Annotated in this window: 17 protein-coding genes; 9 read left to right on the top strand and 8 right to left on the bottom strand. The window is 67.6% G+C overall.

Annotated features, from left to right (window positions below; all coding sequences use genetic code 11):
• The first annotated feature begins 182 nt into the window (after positions 1-182).
• The 6 genes from ASE78_RS04235 to ASE78_RS04210 all read left to right on the top strand — a co-directional run bounded on the left by ASE78_RS04235 (position 183) and on the right by ASE78_RS04210 (position 6,210).
• On the top strand, positions 183-1,379 hold the full coding sequence (locus ASE78_RS04235) for an AAA family ATPase (RefSeq protein ID WP_056493699.1): 1,197 nt from the start codon (positions 183-185) through the stop codon (positions 1,377-1,379).
• 158 nt (positions 1,380-1,537) lie between these two features.
• A complete protein-coding gene (locus ASE78_RS04230) occupies positions 1,538-2,560 on the top strand; it encodes a ParB/RepB/Spo0J family partition protein (protein ID WP_056493690.1) in 1,023 nt (340 codons plus the stop codon).
• Positions 2,561-2,705: 145 nt separating this feature from the next.
• Positions 2,706-3,881, top strand: a complete 1,176-nt coding sequence (locus ASE78_RS04225) for a replication initiator protein A (RefSeq protein WP_056493689.1) — start codon at positions 2,706-2,708, stop codon at positions 3,879-3,881.
• A gap of 751 nt (positions 3,882-4,632) precedes the next feature.
• The gene (locus ASE78_RS04220) at positions 4,633-4,950 is read left to right on the top strand and encodes a hypothetical protein (RefSeq protein ID WP_056493686.1); all 318 of its coding nucleotides are present in this window, start codon (positions 4,633-4,635) and stop codon (positions 4,948-4,950) included.
• A 43-nt stretch (positions 4,951-4,993) separates the two neighbouring features.
• Positions 4,994-5,248: a PepSY domain-containing protein gene (locus tag ASE78_RS04215; RefSeq protein WP_056493682.1), complete on the top strand. Its 255-nt coding sequence runs from the start codon at positions 4,994-4,996 to the stop codon at positions 5,246-5,248.
• A 437-nt stretch (positions 5,249-5,685) separates the two neighbouring features.
• Positions 5,686-6,210: a cell wall hydrolase gene (locus tag ASE78_RS04210; protein ID WP_162236462.1), complete on the top strand. Its 525-nt coding sequence runs from the start codon at positions 5,686-5,688 to the stop codon at positions 6,208-6,210.
• Between the two features lie 529 nt (positions 6,211-6,739).
• On the opposite strand, the gene ASE78_RS04205 is transcribed toward ASE78_RS04210, so the two are convergent.
• The gene (locus tag ASE78_RS04205) at positions 6,740-8,170 is read right to left on the bottom strand and encodes an IS1182 family transposase (protein WP_056493675.1); all 1,431 of its coding nucleotides are present in this window, start codon (positions 8,168-8,170) and stop codon (positions 6,740-6,742) included.
• A gap of 460 nt (positions 8,171-8,630) precedes the next feature.
• Here ASE78_RS04205 and ASE78_RS04200 point away from each other — a divergent pair, with 460 nt between their 5' ends.
• Positions 8,631-9,257, top strand: a complete 627-nt coding sequence (locus tag ASE78_RS04200) for a hypothetical protein (RefSeq protein WP_056493672.1) — start codon at positions 8,631-8,633, stop codon at positions 9,255-9,257.
• A 2-nt stretch (positions 9,258-9,259) separates the two neighbouring features.
• Here ASE78_RS04200 and ASE78_RS04195 read toward each other — a convergent pair whose 3' ends face one another.
• The 7 genes from ASE78_RS04195 to ASE78_RS04165 are packed head-to-tail and all read right to left on the bottom strand — an operon-like array spanning position 9,260 to position 16,294.
• On the bottom strand, positions 9,260-9,847 hold the full coding sequence (locus ASE78_RS04195) for a hypothetical protein (RefSeq protein ID WP_156351281.1): 588 nt from the start codon (positions 9,845-9,847) through the stop codon (positions 9,260-9,262).
• A 47-nt stretch (positions 9,848-9,894) separates the two neighbouring features.
• Positions 9,895-11,289 (bottom strand): hypothetical protein, encoded by a 1,395-nt coding sequence (locus ASE78_RS04190; protein WP_056493668.1) that lies wholly within the window; start codon positions 11,287-11,289, stop codon positions 9,895-9,897.
• On the bottom strand, positions 11,286-12,917 hold the full coding sequence (locus ASE78_RS04185; protein ID WP_056493665.1) for a hypothetical protein: 1,632 nt from the start codon (positions 12,915-12,917) through the stop codon (positions 11,286-11,288). The genes ASE78_RS04190 and ASE78_RS04185 overlap by 4 nt, the downstream gene beginning before the upstream one ends.
• A gap of 2 nt (positions 12,918-12,919) precedes the next feature.
• A complete protein-coding gene (locus ASE78_RS04180) occupies positions 12,920-13,744 on the bottom strand; it encodes a hypothetical protein (protein WP_056493664.1) in 825 nt (274 codons plus the stop codon).
• Entirely contained in the window at positions 13,741-14,646 is a 906-nt protein-coding gene (locus ASE78_RS04175; protein ID WP_056493662.1) for a hypothetical protein, read from the bottom strand. The genes ASE78_RS04180 and ASE78_RS04175 overlap by 4 nt, the downstream gene beginning before the upstream one ends.
• Positions 14,643-15,473, bottom strand: coding sequence for a hypothetical protein (locus ASE78_RS04170; RefSeq protein WP_056493659.1), 831 nt, complete (start codon positions 15,471-15,473; stop codon positions 14,643-14,645). Before ASE78_RS04170 ends, ASE78_RS04175 begins: the two co-directional genes overlap by 4 nt.
• A 2-nt stretch (positions 15,474-15,475) precedes the next feature.
• Entirely contained in the window at positions 15,476-16,294 is an 819-nt protein-coding gene (locus ASE78_RS04165; RefSeq protein WP_056493652.1) for a hypothetical protein, read from the bottom strand.
• Between the two features lie 210 nt (positions 16,295-16,504).
• Here ASE78_RS04165 and ASE78_RS04160 point away from each other — a divergent pair, with 210 nt between their 5' ends.
• Both ASE78_RS04160 and ASE78_RS04155 read left to right on the top strand, forming a co-directional pair.
• On the top strand, positions 16,505-17,071 hold the full coding sequence (locus ASE78_RS04160) for a hypothetical protein (RefSeq protein WP_156351280.1): 567 nt from the start codon (positions 16,505-16,507) through the stop codon (positions 17,069-17,071).
• Positions 17,072-17,105: 34 nt separating this feature from the next.
• Entirely contained in the window at positions 17,106-18,089 is a 984-nt protein-coding gene (locus tag ASE78_RS04155) for a hypothetical protein (protein ID WP_156351279.1), read from the top strand.
• Positions 18,090-18,091 lie beyond the last annotated feature (2 nt).

Genomic DNA, 18,091 nt, shown 5'->3' with positions numbered 1-18,091 from the left:
CCGGCCACCCACGCAAGTATATTGATGGGTGGCCGGGAGGGGGAGCGGGCCGGCACCGCAAAATGCGTTTCGACGCATTTTCAAACAGGCTCCGTGGGCTCACGCCCACGGGCTTGCACGATTGAAGCATTCGGTCCAGTGTCGCGGGCGAACAAGCTTCAAAGCGGTCATCGGGTGGGATTATGAATGCAATCGTGACCCAGATCGGCGATCTGGCCGATGCCGGCGAACGGATGATCGAGCGGTTGCGGCGGAAAGCATTCCTGCCCGAAAGCCGCAAGGGGCTGAACGTGCGCTTCGGCATCGCCGAGGCGGCAGGGCTGCTCGGCTGTTCGACCAACCGCATCCGCATGGCCGAGGACGACGGCCGGCTGCCCGCCCCCCCGGCGGGCGAGAACGGGCGGCGGATCGGCTATACCGTGCAGGAACTGCTGCACATGCGGCAGGTGCTGGGCGCCTCCCCCGCCCGCGCGACCGGCGACGTGCCGGCGATCATCGCGGTGCAGAATTTCAAGGGCGGCGTCGGCAAGTCGACCGTCACCTGCCACCTTGCCCATTATCTCGCGGTGCAGGGCTATCGCGTGCTGGTGGTCGATTGCGACAGCCAGGCGACGACGACGACGCTGTTCGGCTTCAACCCGCATTTCAACATCACGCGCGAGGAAACGCTCTACCCCTATCTCTCGATCGATCCGACGCAGGACGATCTGGCATATGCGGTCAAGGCGACGCCGTGGCCCAACGTCGACCTGATCCCGTCGAACCTCGAGCTGTTCGACGTCGAATATGAGCTGGCGGCGGCGGGGTCCGACGGGCAGTCGGTGCTGGCGGCGCGGTTCCGCAAGCTTAAACGCGGGCTGATCGCGCTGGCGCACGACTATGACGTGGTGCTGCTCGATCCGCCCCCCGCACTCGGCACGATCAGCCTTGCGGTGATGCAGGCGGCCAACGCGCTGCTGGTGCCGCTGGCGGCGACGACGCCCGATTTCTGTTCGACCGTCCAGTTCCTGTCGATGATGGACCAGGTGCTGCAACAGTTGAGCGGCGCGGGGATCGAGGTCGACTACAGTTTCGTCCGGCTGATCTGTTCCAAGTTCGACGGCAACGATCCGAGCCATGCGATGGTGCGCGCGATCATGGAACAGAGCTTCGGCCCCGCGCTCCTCCCCGTCCCCATCCTCGAATCCGCCGAAATCAGCCATGCGGCGATGCGGATGATGACGATCTACGAACTCGAAAAGCCGATCGGCACGCCCAAGACGCACAAACGCTGTCGCGCCAATCTCGACGAGGCGATGGGGCAGATCGCGCAACTGGTGCGGCAGGGATGGGGCCGGGTGACCCCGGCAAGCGAGGAGACGGTAGTTGCGGCGGCCTGACCGCGCAAGGCGCGGCGCGGCATCCGCCGCGCAGGCCGCCCGGCCGGCGGGCACCCTGCCCGTCCGACGCATCCGCGCAGGCGGGTGCGGCCGCCCCGAACTCCCCCCTTTCCTACACGCGAAAGTTCCGCATATGTTCCGCAGAAAGGGGGTATCCGATGGCACGTAAACAGTCCGACTATCTGGCGGCGTTGCTCGACGACGAGGCCGCACCCCCCTCCCCCGCCCCGCCCGAACGCGCGCGCGGCACGACGCTACTGGGGCGTGAATCGGCGCTGGCGCGGGTCGCGTCGGGCGAGGTGCGGCAGGTGACGCAGTTGCTGCTCGATCCGGCGCGAGTGCGGATCTGGCCGGGCAATGCGCGCTCCTACGCGCATCTGACCGAGGCGGGGTGTCGCGAGCTGATCGATTCGATCATCGCCGAGGGCGGGCAGAAGGTCCCCGCCGTCGTCCGCCGGGTCGAGGGCGATGCGGTCCACGACTATGAGGTCATCGCGGGCACGCGGCGGCACTGGTCGATCTCGTGGCTGCGCGCGAACAATTATCCCGAGATGCGCTTCGTGGCGCAGGTCGCGACGCTCGACGACGAGGCGGCGTTCCGCCTCGCCGATCTGGAGAACCGCGCGCGCGCCGATGTGTCGGACCTCGAGCGCGCACGCAACTATGCGGCGGCACTCAAGACGCATTACGGCAACCACGCCACGCGGATGGCCGAACGGCTGAAGCTGTCGAAGGGCTGGCTGTCGAAGATGCTTAAAGTCGCGGCGCTGCCCGACGCGATCGTCGCCGCCTTCGCCTCGCCCGCCGAGGTGCAGTTGAAGCCGGGCTATGCGCTGGCGCAGGCGCTCGACGATCCCGCCGCATCGGCCGCGATTCTGGCCGAGGCAAAGCATCTGGTGGAGGAACAGGCGGCGTTGCGCGAGGACGGGTTGCCGCCGCTGCCCGGGTCCGAGGTGCTGCGCTGCCTGCTCGCCGCACCGCATCGCCACATCGCCGCGCCGGTGCCGATCGTCTGCACGACGCCGCACGGCCGGACCGCGCTCAGCGTGCAGTCGGTCGGTCGGCAGGGGGTGACGGTGCGGCTGCACGCTGGATCGGGCGTCGGGCCGGACGAACTCGCGGGCATGCTGCGCCACGCGCTCGCCGAGCTGGAGCGTCAGGGGCGGGGGTTGCAACGGTGATGCGGCAAGAAGTTTCCCCGGGGAAACTTCGCCGCGGGGGCGGGCGACGGGAAAGTTTCCCCGGGGAAACTTTTGCGCCGCCATCGCCGGCGGGGCCGGATACGACGAAAGTTTCTCCGGGGAAACTTTTACGGGTCGTCGGCCGATGACGAAGGATACGACCGCGAAGGGCGCCGGGCAGTTCGACCTGTTCCTCCCCTATCTCGCCGACATGCCGCTGCGCGACCAGCGCGAGATGATGGAACGCCCGTTCTTCAGCCTCGCCAAGACCAAGCGCATCAAGCCGATCGATTACAAGAGTCCCGACGGGAAGCTGTGGGTGCATGTGTCGGCCAACGCCGAGTTCGGCATGGCGACGATCTGGGACGCCGATATTCTGATCTATTGCGCCAGCGTGCTGGCCGACATGGCAAGGCGCGGCGTCAATGACGTGCCGCGCACGCTGCACCTGATGCCCTATGACCTGCTGCGCGCGATCGGCCGGCCGACGACCGGACGGTCGTACGAACTGCTCGGCCAGTCGCTCGACCGGTTGGTGGCGACGACGATCAAGACCAACATCCGCGCCGACACCGGTGCGTCCGCCACCACGCGCGGCCGGCGCGAGGCGACCTTCTCGTGGCTCGATGGCTGGACCCAGCTGGTCGACGAAACCACCGAGCGGTCGCGCGGCATGACGATCGAGCTGTCGAACTGGTTCTGGGAAGGGGTGATGATGGCGGGCGGGGTGCTGTCGATCGACCGCGCCTATTTCGACCTGACCGGCGGGCGCGAACGCTGGCTGTACCGCGTGGCGCGCAAGCATGCCGGCGGGGCGGGCGAGGGGGGGTTCGCCATCTCGATGCCGACCCTGTTCGAGAAATCGGGGGCGGAGGGGCAATATCGCCGCTTCAAGTTCGAGATCGCCAAGATCGCCGAGCGCGACGAGCTGCCCGGCTATGCGCTGACGCTGGAGCCGGGCGACGACGGCAAGGAACCGGCCTTGCGGATGCGGCGGCGGCCCGAACCCGGGCCACGCACCCTGTCCATCGCCGCGCCCGCCGCGCCGTCGCTTGGACGGACCGACGAACTGGTCGACGCCGCCGCCGCGATCCGCCAGGCGGTGAAGCACCTCGCCACCCGCGCCACCGATGGCGAGATCACGTCGGCCACGCTCGCGACGCTGCGGGCCGAATGTCCGGGATGGGATTACCAGACGCTTCATGCCGATTTCCGTAGCTGGATCGACGGCGATCCGGCGCGCACCCCGGTCAGCTATCAGGCGGCGTTCATCGGCTATGTCCGCCGGTTCGACGCCAAGCATCGCCACGAACTGGGCTGATCCCCGGCGCAGGCGTTCCCGAAGTATCGGCACTCGCGACCACGCCCCGGCGGGGATCGCGGGCGTTTGCTCCATTTTGAACCTTCCTGTGGGCGGGCATGGGTGAACTGATTCAAACGCCGGATGCCGCATTGGTCGTGTCTGGGGGCATCGACACTTCGGGAACGGCTATCGATCTTTCGGGAACGGGCCATCGACACTTCGGGAACGGATCGTCGATCCTTCGGGAACGCTGGCATCGACACTTCAGGAACGGATCGTCGATCCTTCGGGAACGCAGGGATCGGCGCGACTCGTGGATTTCTGCGGGTTTGCGGGGTGCTGCTGGCCGCTTAACCTTTTAACCTAGTATTTAACCCTCTAACGCAGGCGCGATGCTGTTTTCAGGTTTTTAAGAGAGAAGAACGGGTGAACCGCCCGCAAGTCGCGAATACCGCGCTTGGTGCGGCGAATGTACGATATTTGCTGCAAGTGCCGCATGGCCGTGCCTCGTTACCGCTATACCAGCGACGCGCTGCCCCTTATGGCCGGCACGATCCGCATCGAGCGGGGCGACGCAGGATGCGCGGTCGGTTCAGTGTTCAAGGGTCGCCGCGATCCTCGGCGTGCCGCTGTTCGGGCTGGAAGCCGGCGGACTGGCGCAGTCCGAGACACGGCCCCCCGACCGGCTCGTGCTGCTGCCGGGCGCGGTGTGTCACGCCACGCGGGTCGACGATGCCTTCTGAGGCCTATGTCTGGATCTGGTTGCCCGGTGCCGCCGACCCGATCGTCGCGGGGCGGGGCGATCGGGATCGCCCCCGAACTGCCGCTGCGCGAAGGAGGATCGTCCGCTGCCCGGGCGACAGGGCAGGGGAGCGAGGCGGGCCAGGCGATGCTGATCGTTGGCCAGCGCAGCGACAGCCGCCCGGTCGCCGCCAGGGCGGCGGCACTGCCGTTCCTGCTCAGCGAGGCGGCGGCGCAAGCGGTGATCGATGCGCCGTGCGGCGAAGCGGCGCTACCCCCGGTGGAGCGCGAAATATTGCGGACCCGCGCCTTTCTGAACCCCTATGCGTTCGGGCGCTATGCGTGAGCGCCGCGGTGCGCGCGCCTGTCGTCTGTCGAGGAGCCCCGCCATGAAGACCCTTGCCCTGATCGCGACCGGACTGATGATCGCGCCCGCCCCCGCGCGCGCCGATCAACCCGGACAGGACTGGATTTCGATCGGTCAGGCCGAGCGGGTACTGCACCGCGAAGGCTATCGCCTGATCGAGATCGAACCCAAGGACGATCATTGGGAAGGCGAGGCGACCCGCCACGGCCGGACATGGGACTTCCGCATGAGCCCGAAGACCGGACGGATCATCGCGATGGAACCCGACACCGACTGAGCGGTCGCGCGGGGGTATCCGACATAATGATGCGATATGCGGGCCGGCACCGCCCGTCGATTCGTCGTGATCCCCGGCGGGAGGACGATCGCCCCTGCCGGCGCCGATCCGGTGTAGACGGGTCGTTTCGGCGATGGATTGATCCGATGGAACCAACGGTTCGTCGCCGGCGCAGCGTCCGCCGGTTGACAGCCGACCGCCGCGAAGCGATGGGAGCGAACGATTTCAGCCGTTCCTGTATGCCGCGTGACCGAGACGCGGGAAACGGACGGCGAGACGTGGGGGATCCCGACGGCCGCTTTATTTTGTCCGCGTTTCCGCGGCCGATGGCGGGCACCCTTGCGCATAAATAGCGAGTGGGAATGAACAAGCGCTGGTCCGTACTGGTTTTATGGTGTCTGACGGCCCTTAGCGGCGTCGCAAGTGCCCATATCGCGATGACCGCCGATCCGGCACAGGTCGCGCCACAACCGACCCCGGCTCTTGTTCCCGCCACCGCTCCCGATGCGGTCACCACCCCCGCTCCGGTGACGCAGGCGCTTCCCCAAGCCCGCCCCGAAGCCGATCTCCAGCCCGAACCCGCCGTGGCCGATGTCACCGCCGACATCGACCAGGACGAGGTCGAATGCGTCGCCAAGGTCGTGGTCCACGAAGCCGGCAATCAGCCGCATCGCGGGCAACTGGCGGTCGCGCAGGTCATCCGTGCCCGCGTCAAGAGCGGCCGGTTCGCCGACAGCGCCTGTGGCGTGGTCCGCCAGCGCGGCCAGTTCTTCAACGTCGACGCCTACAACCCCCCGCGCAACAACGGCCGCTGGTCGACCGCCGTCGACATCGCCATCCGCACCCTGAGCGGCAAGGACGAGGACGTCGCGCCGGGCGCGCTGTTCTTCCATTCGGCGGGCAGCTCGATGCCCAAGCGCGTCCGCGTCGCCCAGATCGCGGATCACATCTTCTACCGCTAAAGTCCGATCCACCGGTACCAAGGCGTCGCCCCGGCGAAGGCCGGGGCCTCCAGCGGCGCTTGTCGCGCACCGGCCCCGGGAGATTCCGGCCTTCGCCGGGATGACGTCTGTTGCAGGGTTCTCTGACAGCGGTCCGACCTTGGAGCGCTTTCCGCTCCGGGTCGGGACCGATCAGGTCGCATGGATCGCGTGACGGGTCCGGTGACACCCTTGATGCGGATCGAGCCGCACAGGCGCTCCGCCACGCAGACGTCCACTTGCGGAGCGTCCCGTTTCTCCATGTCCTGCAAGCAGTTTCGGGAAAATTCATTCGGGAAAGCCGGTCGCCCGCGACGCATGGAATCGAACGAAACTTCCAACCCTCCCCCTCAGCCTTCGAGACCGTCCGAGAACTCAGCCGTGATCGAAACCGGTGGAGTGAATCGAGGTGCGTAGGGAGAAGGTGGGCGATATTCGGCTACCATGCGCCGAAAGTGGGCCGGAAACGATCCGCTACCTGACGCTGTGGGTGTAGATTTAACGCTCTGGATCAGGCCTGCACCGCCTGGATCAGCCCCGGCACGCCGATGAGGGTGATGGCGCGCCTGAGATTGTAGGCCAGTGCCGTCAGGCTGAACTCGGCGCGGACCTTTTCCAGTCCGCGCATGAGGAAAGCACCCTGGTGCATCCATTGTTTGATTGAGCCGAACGGGTGCTCGACGGTAGATTTGCGGATGGCGAGGATACCGGGCCGCTTCGCGAGGCGAGTTGCCATGCGTTCGATGACCGCCTCGTGCTCGCCGCGATTGATGCGTCGCCAGCGCCCCGTGGTGCAGCGCGCCTTGATCTGGCAGCCCGCACAGGCGGCAGGGCTCGAATACTGGACAGACAGATGGCCGCGCGTCACCGAAGCGTAGCGGGTGTCCAGCACCTGTCCGCCGGGGCAGTGATAGACGTCGGCCTCGGGATCGTAGCGGAACCGCTCCTTGGGAAAGAGGCCGTTGCCGACGGCGGTGCCGCGACGCGGGCGGGGAATGTAAGGCGTGATGCCGGCCGCCTCGCACGCGACGATATCGTCGCCCGAATGATACCCCATGTCCGCGACCGCTTCGATACGCTCTACCCCAAGTGCATCCATGGCGGCCCCGACGGTGGGCGCCAGCAGGCCCATGTCGTTGCAGGCGTTGGTGACGTGCTGTTCGACGATCAGGCTGTGTTTCGCATCGACCGCGACCTGGGCGTTGTAGCCGACCGTGACCCTGGAATGCGCGACCATCAGGCGGGCGTCGGGATCGGTGAGCGAGACCTGTCCTTCGCTGCTGTCCTCCAGTTGCCCCATGAGCGCCGCGCTGGCCTGGCGCTGCTCGCGCAGCCGGGCGATCTTCGTCGCCAGCATATCGCCGCGACCGGTGTCGGCAGCGTCCTCGCCACGGTCGATCTGGTCCAGTTCGGCCAGGTAGCGCTCGAGCCGTGCGTCGGCCGCGGCGAGATACGTCGTGAGCTGCTCGCGGCTGACGTTTCGAGCCCGGCTGTTCACCGCCTTCAGCCGCGTTCCGTCCACCGCCAACAACTCGCGTCCGAACAGGTCGAGCTTGCGGCACAACAGGACGAAGGCGCGGAACACTGCCTTGAACGAGGCCTGGTTGTCGCGCCGGAAGTCGGCGATGGTGCGGAAGTCAGGCCGCACCCCGCGCAGCAGCCAGATCAGCTCGAGATTGCGGGCCGCCTCGGCCGCCAGGCGCCGGGTCGACCGCACACGGTTGAGGTAGCCGTACAGGTACAGTCTGAGCAGGTCAGCCGGATCGTAGCCCGGACGTCCCGTCGGCTTGGGTCGTGACCGCTGGAACCCCGCCTCTCGCAGATCAAGGTCGTCGACGAACGCGTCGATGAACCGCACCGGGTTGTCTGCTGCCACATAATCCTCGACCGACGCCGGCAGCAGCAGCGCCTGGTCCCGAGCATGCCCCTCGATATACTCCATGACCAGAGACTACACTGCCCAGACGCGCGCGGGAATCCCGATCCGGGTTTTCAGACAGTCTCGTTCCTAATCGGGAACGGCATAAAAAGGATACGGCGGCACCTATCCAAGCCTCAGTGGGTCGAAGACGGCATGGTTGCGTGACGATTTACTTGACCTCACGCCCAACATTGGCGTGCTGCTATCTGGCGACGCAGTGATTGATATATAACGTCACCATAACGGTCTTTTTGCATATATATGAAATGATATTCGACACTATATCGAAAACGATCTCCGACATTAGTACGTATTCGTTTATTTAAGTATTTATATATATGGTAGATAATTTACGCCTGAGTAAATTGACCGAAATTATATTCAAATTCTACTAAATAGTGTTAGAAGTAACCTGTTACTTTCGACACAAGATATTTTGTGCTAGTTGTTCGCGTCCAATGATCCTCGGGCGGGGAGCCTTATGTCAGAAGCAAAGCTGGACCGATCCGTTCGGCGCGGCGTTCGCCTGTCGATCGTCGCGACGCTGGCGCTTTCGGCATGTGGATCGGGTAACGACGGGGCACCGCTCACGCAGGTCCTGGCCGATCGGGCCTGCATTTCCCGCAGCAGCGTCTACCCCCTGCTGAAGCAGGAAAGGGACCGCATCGCGAAAGCGGGCAAGGATACGCTGGCGCAGTGCAGCGCCCAACTGGATGCCGACACCGAGGGCGAAACCCGGATGGCAACGGCCCTGGCCGAAAAGGCGCAACTGGAGCAATCGGTCGCGACCTTGCAGGAACAGGTCATATCGCTGGAATCACGCGCGCCCAGTGACACGGCCATTGCCGGCAAGGCAAGGGTTGATCAGGAGAGCTGCAACAGCATCATGACAGCGGCACTGGATGCGCAGGGCGCGTCTCCTGCCGAAGCAGGTCGCGAAGCGGGTAAGACCCACTACACCCGAGGGTCGATCGATCAATGCACGGTGTTGACGATCTGTCACGGCAACGTTCCCGCATGGGCCATCTATGTGAGTTGCGCGGAGCCGGCCAAGGCAGTGGAGTTACGCAAGGCGATCTTGACAACGGCAAACGCTGCCGGCTTGTAGCATCAGCTATCGTCCAGCACCCCCGCCACTGACCGTTCCCAAAACGCACACCCGCTGGCCAGTAGCGCGAACAGCACCGCGCCCGCCGCCGGCCAGACGGCGATCTCTAACGGCTGTCGTGCGAGCAGAACGAACGCCACCATCGCCATTCCCTGCAGCGCGAAGCACAAGGCGGTACGGGAAGGGCGGGGAATCCGGCAGCGTCGTGCCCGCATCGCCATCACGCTGCCCAGGACAAGCATCGCAAGACCGCCCGTCAACACGAACGGCGTCGATGCCGGGTCCGATCCGATGGGAAAAGCAATATCGGCAAGAACGCTGCCAACCAGCATCAGCAGCCCGAATACCGCCAGCGCGAACCGCACGGCAAGCGGGCGAAGGGGCGGCACTTCCACCGAAGGCCCGATAACATCGCTGTCGGCCCCGTCGACGCTTTGATCGTCCTCGTCGTGGACAGCGCCGTCGAGGCGCGGCAGGCGATCGAGACTGTCGAGCAGACGCGCGCGTGCCCGATCGACCAAGTCGGCCGCCGCCCCATCCGTGCCGCAGCGCGCCCGTGCGTGCTTTGCCGCCGCCTCGATCGTCGCCACCGTCGCCAGCGGGTCTAGGCTCAACCGCTGCCGCGCGTCGTTGAGCCTCACGACCGCTCCCCCCGTTGCGGCGGCAGCATCCGCCAGCGGCGGGTTCGGAGCAGCAGGTCATGCAACGCGCCATCCTCGCCCAACGGACCGGGCACCGACACCATCGATCGCTGCACCGTCACACCCGATTGCCGATCGTTGCCGGTGATCGTGATCCGGCCGCTGGACTGCAACGCGAATTCGAACTGCACCGGCCAGTCGAGCAGGTCGAAGTCGCCGAAGTCGATCGATCCGAGCGAGACATGCGACGCGCCGTCGGACGATGCCCGCACCAGTTCCACCCGTGCTCCCGCGCCGAATCGCAGCATGCGGACCACCCGCTGCCTCGGCGGGTCGCCCGGTGCGAACAGCGATTCGAAACGGGGAACGCCGGTCCGGTCGACCACGACGAGGCCGACCGGTCCCGCCACCGGGGACGGCGAGGGCGCGCTGCCGGCGGGCCCCATCGCGATGCTGCCGTCGATCACCATGCGCAGCGTGGCGCTTCGCATCTTCCACCCCGGCACGGCGCGCGCCAAACCCGCCGTCAGCCAGACCGGCAGCGGCTGACGCGCGAACCACAGCGATTCGCCGCCGCGTCCCCCGGCGTCGCGGACAAGCTCCGACACCGCGCGTTCGCAGGCGGACAGTGCCGCGCGGCATTCGGCCTCCACCGCATGCGATGCGACGTGCATCTCGACATACCGGTTGTCGACCTCGAGGATCGTGCGGGCGATATCGGCACCGTCGCCGAACGCGGTCAGGATCGTGCGCGCGGCATGGGTCAGCCGGTCGCGCTGCCGCGTTACGGGGCGGCGGACACCCGCCGCCGCAAGGCGCGCGACGAGCAGGTGGGTGATCGCCTCGGTCAGCGCGTGGATGCCGAGGTTCGCGCACGTGACGGCGCTCTCCGCCCCGTCGCCCACCGCCGACAGGCTCAACGCCGGCCCGTCGAACGCGCCGACGAACCGAACCGAACCGGAACGCGTCGACACGCTGCGCAGGCAATCCGTCACGCTGCGGACGATCGTCACCCGGAACCCCGCCACCGTCGCGGCATCCCGCGCGTTGCGGACGAACTGCGCGCCGGCACCGTCGGGCAGGATCAACGCCGTATCGTCGTCGACGGGCACGCCTTGCGCGGCGGCATCGCTGCGAAGCTGGGTCAGCAGCACCGCCAGCCATGCGACCGCGTCGCCAGGGGAAGATGGCTGATCGAGCGCAAGATCGAGCGCCGGGCACGGCACTGCGTCGCGCAGTTCCGCCAGCGCCGCCGCCGCCGCTCCCACCGCAACGCGCGTTCCGATCGCGACCAGCGCGGTCGGCAGGCGCGCGGCAAGGCGGACCTGCTCGTCGGTTTCGTCCCAATGGCCGAGCGCCACTTCGTTGCCGGTGATCGCCAGATGGATCAACGCACGCCTCGCGCCTGGTCGGCGATGGCCGTGACTGCCGCGATCCGCGCGGCGATGCCGCTGAGTTCGGTCCTGAGGCCCCCCTCGCGCGACAACGCCGCCATCGGGTTCGCGGCGGGGCTTGCCGACGGCGCAAGGCTCGCCCGGGTCCCGGCGATCCACTCATCGACCCGGTCGAGATACGCGGAAACAGCGCGCGCGGTGAGCGTGGCCGCCTGTCGGCCTACCGCCGCGACGGCCTGTACGCCAGTCGCGGCCAGCCCGGCGGTCGCCTCGGCCAGATCGGCGGTACGCTCGGCGCGCAGGCGCGGGATCGCCCGCAGGAGGGAGATCGCCAGCAACAGCGCGGTGACGACGCCAAGCGTCCCGGTAGCCAGACGCTGGAGCGCCTGCTGCGAATGCCTGTCCCCCGAAATCGACAGGATGAAACCACCTGCGGTAATCAACGGTGCGAGGACCATCAGCGGATTAGTAACAGTCAACTGGCTCTTGAACGAACGGCGTTGCGCGCGGCGTTCGCCCGGGTCGATATCGGCGGCGGCCCTTGCCAGGTCGCGGTCGATCGGGTCGGTGTGAAACACCGGCGGCGTGACCGCATGGACGTCCAGCCCGCGCTCCCTGAACAACGCATCGGCGCGTTCGCCGATCGCCGCGACCCGCCGGTCCAGCAACATGGCGACCGCGGCCAATGTGTCCGAAAATCGTTGCTTGGCGTCGTCCCGAATCCGATGCAGCGCCGCATCGCTGATCGAGAACCGCATCTCGCGCGCCGATGGCTGACCGATGACATCATCCGCGCCGATCAGGTCGCCGCCGACCCGTCCCGCCTCGGCGAAGCGATGCGTGACGAATGCGTCGAGCGTCCGGCGGCATTGCCTCACGTCATGCGCCAACCCGGCGGCCGGATCGACGAACCCCATCGGCGGCGGAGCGGCCGACTCCTCCTTCAGCCGGATCAGTTCTCCCTCGCACCGTGCCTTGACCCGCCCCAGCGCATGCAGCGCCGCCCGCGCGATGCGACGCAGTTGTTCTGCCTGCGATCGAAGCTGTGCGCCGTCGAGGGCACTTCCACCGGGTCCGGCAAGCAGTTCGCGCAGGCCGCCGGACGGTAATCGGGTGAGGTCGGTTTCGAGCACCGCGATATCGGCCACCCGCGCGAAGCCATGGCCCAGCCAATAGACCGGACCGTCGCCCACGCCGGCACGCACCATCGCGATGCCGGTCTGTCCGGCAAGGTCGAGCGGCGCGGTGGCAACGACAACCGTCACCACCGGCACGCGTTCATCGAGCCGGAGCAGCCCGGCGGCGGCAAGGCTGTGAAGCCGCACCTCGACCGGTCGGCCGTGCCAGCATCCGGTCGCACCCGCACCCCCCGTGGCGTCCGGGTCGATCGGTCCGCACCCGATCCATGCGGCAAGCGCGTTGGCCTCCTTCGGCGTCAACGTGTCGATGCCATGGAGGTCGACGAGGAGGCCGTCCTCGCCATTCGCGGCGTCGAGCGCATCGGCCAGCCTTTGCAGATCGGGCGCGAGGTCGCCGGTGCCGAGTGCGGCACGCACGTCGCGCCGCCATCGCTGGACCTGCGTCCGGTCCGACGCACCGGCGGCGGAGGGTGGCGGAAAGGTCATCGTCAGAAATGGCGGAAACGGTCGATGAGCTGTTCGAGCACCGATCGCAAATCGGTGATCGGCATCGTCGCATCGTCGATCGAGGAACCAAGCGCGATACGCAGCGTCGCCACGGTTCGACCGAGCGCGGTGATCTCCGTCACCAGATGCGCGACCTTTGCCGCCAGCATCGTGACCTCACCCGCCACGCGCACCGCATGGCCCGCCTGCTGCTCCGCCAGATGGAGCATCGACGCTTCGGCCACCTGCCCGATCGCGGTCGCGCCTTGCGCCATCTGGTCGTGCAACGCGGCGATCGCCCCGGCCACATCGGATCGCAGCGCGATCACCGCGTCCTCCGCCAGTTTCTCGTGCAGGGGTATCGCATCGGCCAGCCGGTCCACCGCATGCTGCGCATCGTCCCCCGCCGTTCCGGCCAGTGTCACCGCCTCGGTGCCCAACGCCGTCACCAGGGCGTCGATGACCTCTGTGATGCCGTGCGCGCGATCGTCCGCAGCATCGACGATCGCGTCTGCGTCGCCCGCCCAGGTAGCGGTATCGGGATCGTGCGTGATCGCCGCGAACGACTGGGCGGAGCTATCGATCGCATCGGCCAGCGTGTCCACCTCGGCGGCGAGGGCGGCAGCGCGGCTCTGGAGCTTTTCCGCCTCCGCCGCGATCCGCCGCCCCGCCGCGTCGGCACGCAGCAAACCGCCGACCAGTGCGCGGGCGTTCAGCAGCGCGGACAGCCGGTCCCATGCGGCTTCTTCGAGCGACCAGGCGGCAGCGCGCGCCTCCAGCGCCGCATCGAGATCGCCGAGCGCGTCGCGGGCTGCGGCAACGCTCAAAACAATCCTCCCGTCATGATGCTGGCCAGCCGTTCGGCGACGCGCTGCGGCACTTGTGCTGCCGCTTCAAGCAGGTCGAACAGCAGCCGACCGATCTCGTCCGCTTCGCGGATCAGCGCCCCTGCTGGCATCCCCGCATCGCTTCCGCCACCGGCCGCTTCGGCGGCAAAGGCGGCGATCGTTGCCAGCACCTCCTGCACCGCATCGTCGATCGCCTGTCCGACCTCCCGCTCGACCCCGGTCAGCGCCGCGTGTAATTGGTAATACACTGCTTGATTGGCCAGATCGGCCGCCATCGTCATGCTCCCCCGCGCGGTGATGAGCGCCGCATCGATCGCGGGCGACACCGCCTCGTCGATTTGCGCCTCGACGTCATGCCGCACGCGCTCGATCGCTTCGACGAATGCCGCGATCACCTCGGTCGCCGTGGCGATGGCGGCGGCATGGCGCTCCGCCGCATCGTGACAGGTCGTCGTCAGTGCATCGGCGGCGGCGTCGAGCGCTTGGCCGGCATCGCCGATGGCGGTTTCGATGGTTGCCACCGACGTCCCGAGCGGCGCGCGCGCGCGGTTCGCCGCCTGGTGGAGTTCCACCGTCCGGTCGTGCAACGTCTCTACGGCGGTGATCGCATCGCGATGGTTCGTACCGACGCGCTCGATCCGCTGCTCGAGACCGGCCAATACATCCTGCGCATCGGCCACCGCCGCCTGCTGGCGCTCGACGGCGTCGGACAGGGTGGTGGTCAATGGGGCGATCAACTCTGCCAGTACCGTCGCCGCTGCCGCCATCGCCGACTCCCCCTCGGCGCGGTACCGCCGGATCGTGGCTTCCTGCGCCGCCCGTCCGGCATGCTGCGCCTGAAACGCGGCGAGTTCGGCGATGAGCATGGCGGTGTCGTTCATGGCAGGCGGTCCAGTGCGATCTTGGCCAGATGGATTGCCGGCAGCCACGGGCCGGTCGACAGGCTGACCTGCAATGCCTCACCGATGACGATCGCCTGGGCGGCACTGCTTGCTTCCGCGCGTATCAGGTTGACGACCTGCTGCTCGATCGCGGACTGCGCACTCGACGTCACGCTACGAACGCCCTGCTCGATCCGCGCCCGCAGTGCCGCTTCGATGTGGAGCAATTGCGTCTCCAGCGCAGGGCCCAGCGCGGCGATCTGTCGCGCAAGGCCGGTCGCCTCGGTGTCGACCATATCGAGCATCGCCCTGAAATCCTCGACGACACGCGGGGTCTGACGCTCGCTGATCGCCGATGCGGTCACGGCCGTCGCGGCATGGGCAAGGTCGAGCGCCGTCGTCACGAACGCGTCGGCACGATCGCGCAACGCCTTCCCCGCCGCCGTACAGACGCCAAGCGCGGCGATCGTCGCTGACGGGATCATCGCCTCGATCTCCTGCCCCTTCGTTCGCAAACCCGATTCCAGCGCCTTCGCATCGCTCGTCAGGTCGTCGAGCGCGTCCGCCAGTGCCATGACATTCGCGATGATCGTCACGACGGTCGTGGTTGCGTCCGGCGCCATGCTCGCCTGCATCGCCGACGTAATCGCGGCGACATCAGCATCGAGCGGTGCCATATCGGCGAACGCCGGCGTCTGGTCGATCGCATCGACCTCAGCGAGCAGGTCCAGCAGATCGCGGTGCGCGCCCGCCGGATCGGCCGTATCGTCCCCGCCACCGGTCGCGGCGATCATGTCGAGCAGGATCGACAGGTCCGTTGTCGCCATCGTCAGAACCGCCCGCCGGCCAGCCGCAACGCGAACTGGAGCTGCTTCGCGCTGTCGACCACCTCGGTCAGCCGGGCGAGCGCGTCGTTCACGTCGTCGATCCGCTGTGTGATCGTCGCGACGGTCGCCATCGCTCCCTGCCCCACCGACTGTCCCGTCGTATCGGCGGATCGTGCGAAGGCGGTGCTACCCGCATTCTGCGTCGCGCCGAACAGCGCGTCTGCCCCGCTTCGCACCGTACCCCAGCGCGTCGCACATTCGCTTTCGACCATCTTGTGCAAGGTGGTGCGCAGCCGGGTCATGTCCGCTTCCAGTGCGGCCACCCGCGTCGCGGCCGTCGTCGATCCGGCATCGGTCCTTGCGACGATCGTCGCGACCTCGGCCTTCAGTTGGTCGAGCGCGGCGGGAATCCGCGCGGCCGCCGGGGTCGCCGCCTCGCCGACCACCTTGGCCATGCCATCACCGAGCCGGTTCAACGCCTCCAGCGCACCGACGACCGCCTCCTCCCCCGCGATCAGGGTGCGTTCGGCGGCGGCGAGGTCCTCCTCCGCCGTGGTCAGCGCCGCGAAATGCGCCGCCGCATCGGCCGACGCCGTGGTGGCGTGCGTAGTATCGACGGCCTCGATCATCGCGGCTTGATCCGTCAGCGCGGCTTTGAGCGGCGCGATATCCGCGGCTTCGAGCGCCGCGCAGACCGCCTCGATCTGTTTCGTTCGTTCGGCGGAGACGTCGGTGTCGGATCGGGCCCGCTCGCCGGCCGCGATCAGCGCGACGACAAGATCGTCCAGTACCGCTTCGGAGAAATCCTCGTCCACCAGCATAGGTCCGCCCCCCGACGCCCTCGACGAAACCCGTCCCTTCATGGCAAATAGCATTGTCTGACGAAGAATCCAGCAGTCATCGCGTCACGACGTCGGACGAAAGGGGCGGAGATGTCGTTGCTGAACAGACGCGAAACTATCGGAAGCATCGTCGCCACTTCGCTTGCACTTCCGGCCTTTGCGCAGACCCGGTTGGTTATCCCGTTCGATTTGCGGATATTTATCCCGGCAGCGGCGGTCAGCTACGCCGGACGCAGCTTCGGCGGCGGTACCAAGGTGCGCGTGGACGGGACGCTCGATTGCGGCGTCGCCGGTCCCGCTGCGCTCAGGATCGGCACCGCCGGGTTCGACGAAACGAAGGAATATGACTCGGACGCGCTGGTGCCGGTCGATGGCGGCCCGGCATGGGCGCGGCGGATTCGACCCGGCGCAGCACCGATCGCGGTCGGGCATCAGGACGTGACCGATGCGACGCTGCGAACCGCATGGGCGCTGCCGCCCGGCGCGACGCATGGCTGCGAGATCGTGGTGAACGGCCGCAATCCGCTGGTCCGCGGTGCCCCGGCGATCGACGCGACGTTCACGCTGGGCTTGCGCCGGGGCACGCTCGGCATCGAACGCTGGCTGCGATGCGCGCATGACGGCTTTCCGAGCTATGAATTCCGGGTCGGCGGCCGGGTGCTGCGCGCCTATGACTGTATCGCTGCCGACGCGACGCCGCTGGCGCTGTTCCCGCCGGCGGAGATCGCGTTCACCGCCGACTGGTCGCTGTTGTGATGCCCGGCCATACACCGCGGCGGGGAACGCCCGCATGAGGCGCCCAGGCCGTGCGATCGCGCTTGCGCTGGGGCTGGGGTCCTGCGGTTGGGCCGACACGACTCCCGACCCCGCTCCGGAAGCCGCGATCGCCGCCCCCGATAGTGCGACGCCCGACCCCACCCCTTCGCCGATCGACCCGTCGGTCTATCACGCCCGGCAGGAGCCACTGCCGTTCCGCGTCCTCCCCTTTTCCAAAACGTGCCGACAGTTGCGCAGCCTGCCCCCCGACCGTGTCGGTCCGGTCGAGCGGATGACCTGCATGGTCGGGCGATCGGTCGATGGCATCCGGGACTGGGGACCCGACGTCCGTTCGGCCAAGGCCGGGCGCGCCGCATGGCTCTATGCCCATTGCGCCACCGATGACGCGATCGCCCGCGACGTGAACCTCGACCTGCGCGACGTTGAAGCGTTGACCGGACCGTTCGCGCCCGACACCCTGCGCAAGCCGGGATGCCCCCCGCCGCCCGGCGACGAACCGGTGCGCGGGAACCCGCCGCTCAGGATCGTGCAATCGCCCGACGCCTGTCGCACGCCGACGGCGAACCCGCCGGAAGCAGTCCCGGCAACGATGGTGCGCCCGCGAATCCCGGTGGATTTCTCCCCCGCCGCTACCGCGTGCGTCGCCATGCTCAGGCGGCGGGGATATGCGGTCCTCGGCCGGGGAGCGGACTATGCCGCCGGTTGCGACGGGTATCGCACGATCTCGCTCGCCGATCGGTATCGCGATCCGCCCCCACGGGGCGATCGATGCTATCACGTCGACCCATCGCTGCCGCGCGCATGGGGGAACGACACAGCGGCGCAAACGTCGGCGGTGATCGACCTGTACGCCCAGTGCCGGATGATCGCGCAGATCGCCGCCGACGTCGACCTGTCACAAACCGCCGTTCGCCGGATCGTCGAGCGACAGGACGCGCTGATCCAGACGGCACGGGCGGCGCACTGTGGCAGCGGCCGCGCGCGCCCGGTGCGATAGGC

It is taken from the genome of Sphingomonas sp. Leaf25, assembly GCF_001421635.1.
Taxonomy (GTDB): Bacteria; Pseudomonadota; Alphaproteobacteria; order Sphingomonadales; family Sphingomonadaceae; genus Sphingomonas.
The sequence above is the reverse complement of the archived record's forward strand: the minus strand, read 5'-3'. Positions and strand labels throughout refer to the sequence as shown.

Bases quoted from the DNA above. Each gene is read 5' to 3' on its own strand.
- ASE78_RS04235 (WP_056493699.1), top strand. From the start codon at position 183: ATGAATGCAATCGTGACCCAGATCGGCGATCTGGCCGATGCCGGCGAA.
- ASE78_RS04230 (WP_056493690.1), top strand. From the start codon at position 1,538: ATGGCACGTAAACAGTCCGACTATCTGGCGGCGTTGCTCGACGACGAG.
- ASE78_RS04225 (WP_056493689.1), top strand. From the start codon at position 2,706: ATGACGAAGGATACGACCGCGAAGGGCGCCGGGCAGTTCGACCTGTTC.
- ASE78_RS04215 (WP_056493682.1), top strand. From the start codon at position 4,994: ATGAAGACCCTTGCCCTGATCGCGACCGGACTGATGATCGCGCCCGCC.
- ASE78_RS04210 (WP_162236462.1), top strand. From the start codon at position 5,686: ATGACCGCCGATCCGGCACAGGTCGCGCCACAACCGACCCCGGCTCTT.
- ASE78_RS04205 (WP_056493675.1), bottom strand. From the start codon at position 8,170: ATGGAGTATATCGAGGGGCATGCTCGGGACCAGGCGCTGCTGCTGCCG.
- ASE78_RS04200 (WP_056493672.1), top strand. From the start codon at position 8,631: ATGTCAGAAGCAAAGCTGGACCGATCCGTTCGGCGCGGCGTTCGCCTG.
- ASE78_RS04185 (WP_056493665.1), bottom strand. From the start codon at position 12,917: ATGACCTTTCCGCCACCCTCCGCCGCCGGTGCGTCGGACCGGACGCAG.
- ASE78_RS04175 (WP_056493662.1), bottom strand. From the start codon at position 14,646: ATGAACGACACCGCCATGCTCATCGCCGAACTCGCCGCGTTTCAGGCG.
- ASE78_RS04170 (WP_056493659.1), bottom strand. From the start codon at position 15,473: ATGGCGACAACGGACCTGTCGATCCTGCTCGACATGATCGCCGCGACC.
- ASE78_RS04165 (WP_056493652.1), bottom strand. From the start codon at position 16,294: ATGCTGGTGGACGAGGATTTCTCCGAAGCGGTACTGGACGATCTTGTC.
- ASE78_RS04155 (WP_156351279.1), top strand. From the start codon at position 17,106: ATGAGGCGCCCAGGCCGTGCGATCGCGCTTGCGCTGGGGCTGGGGTCC.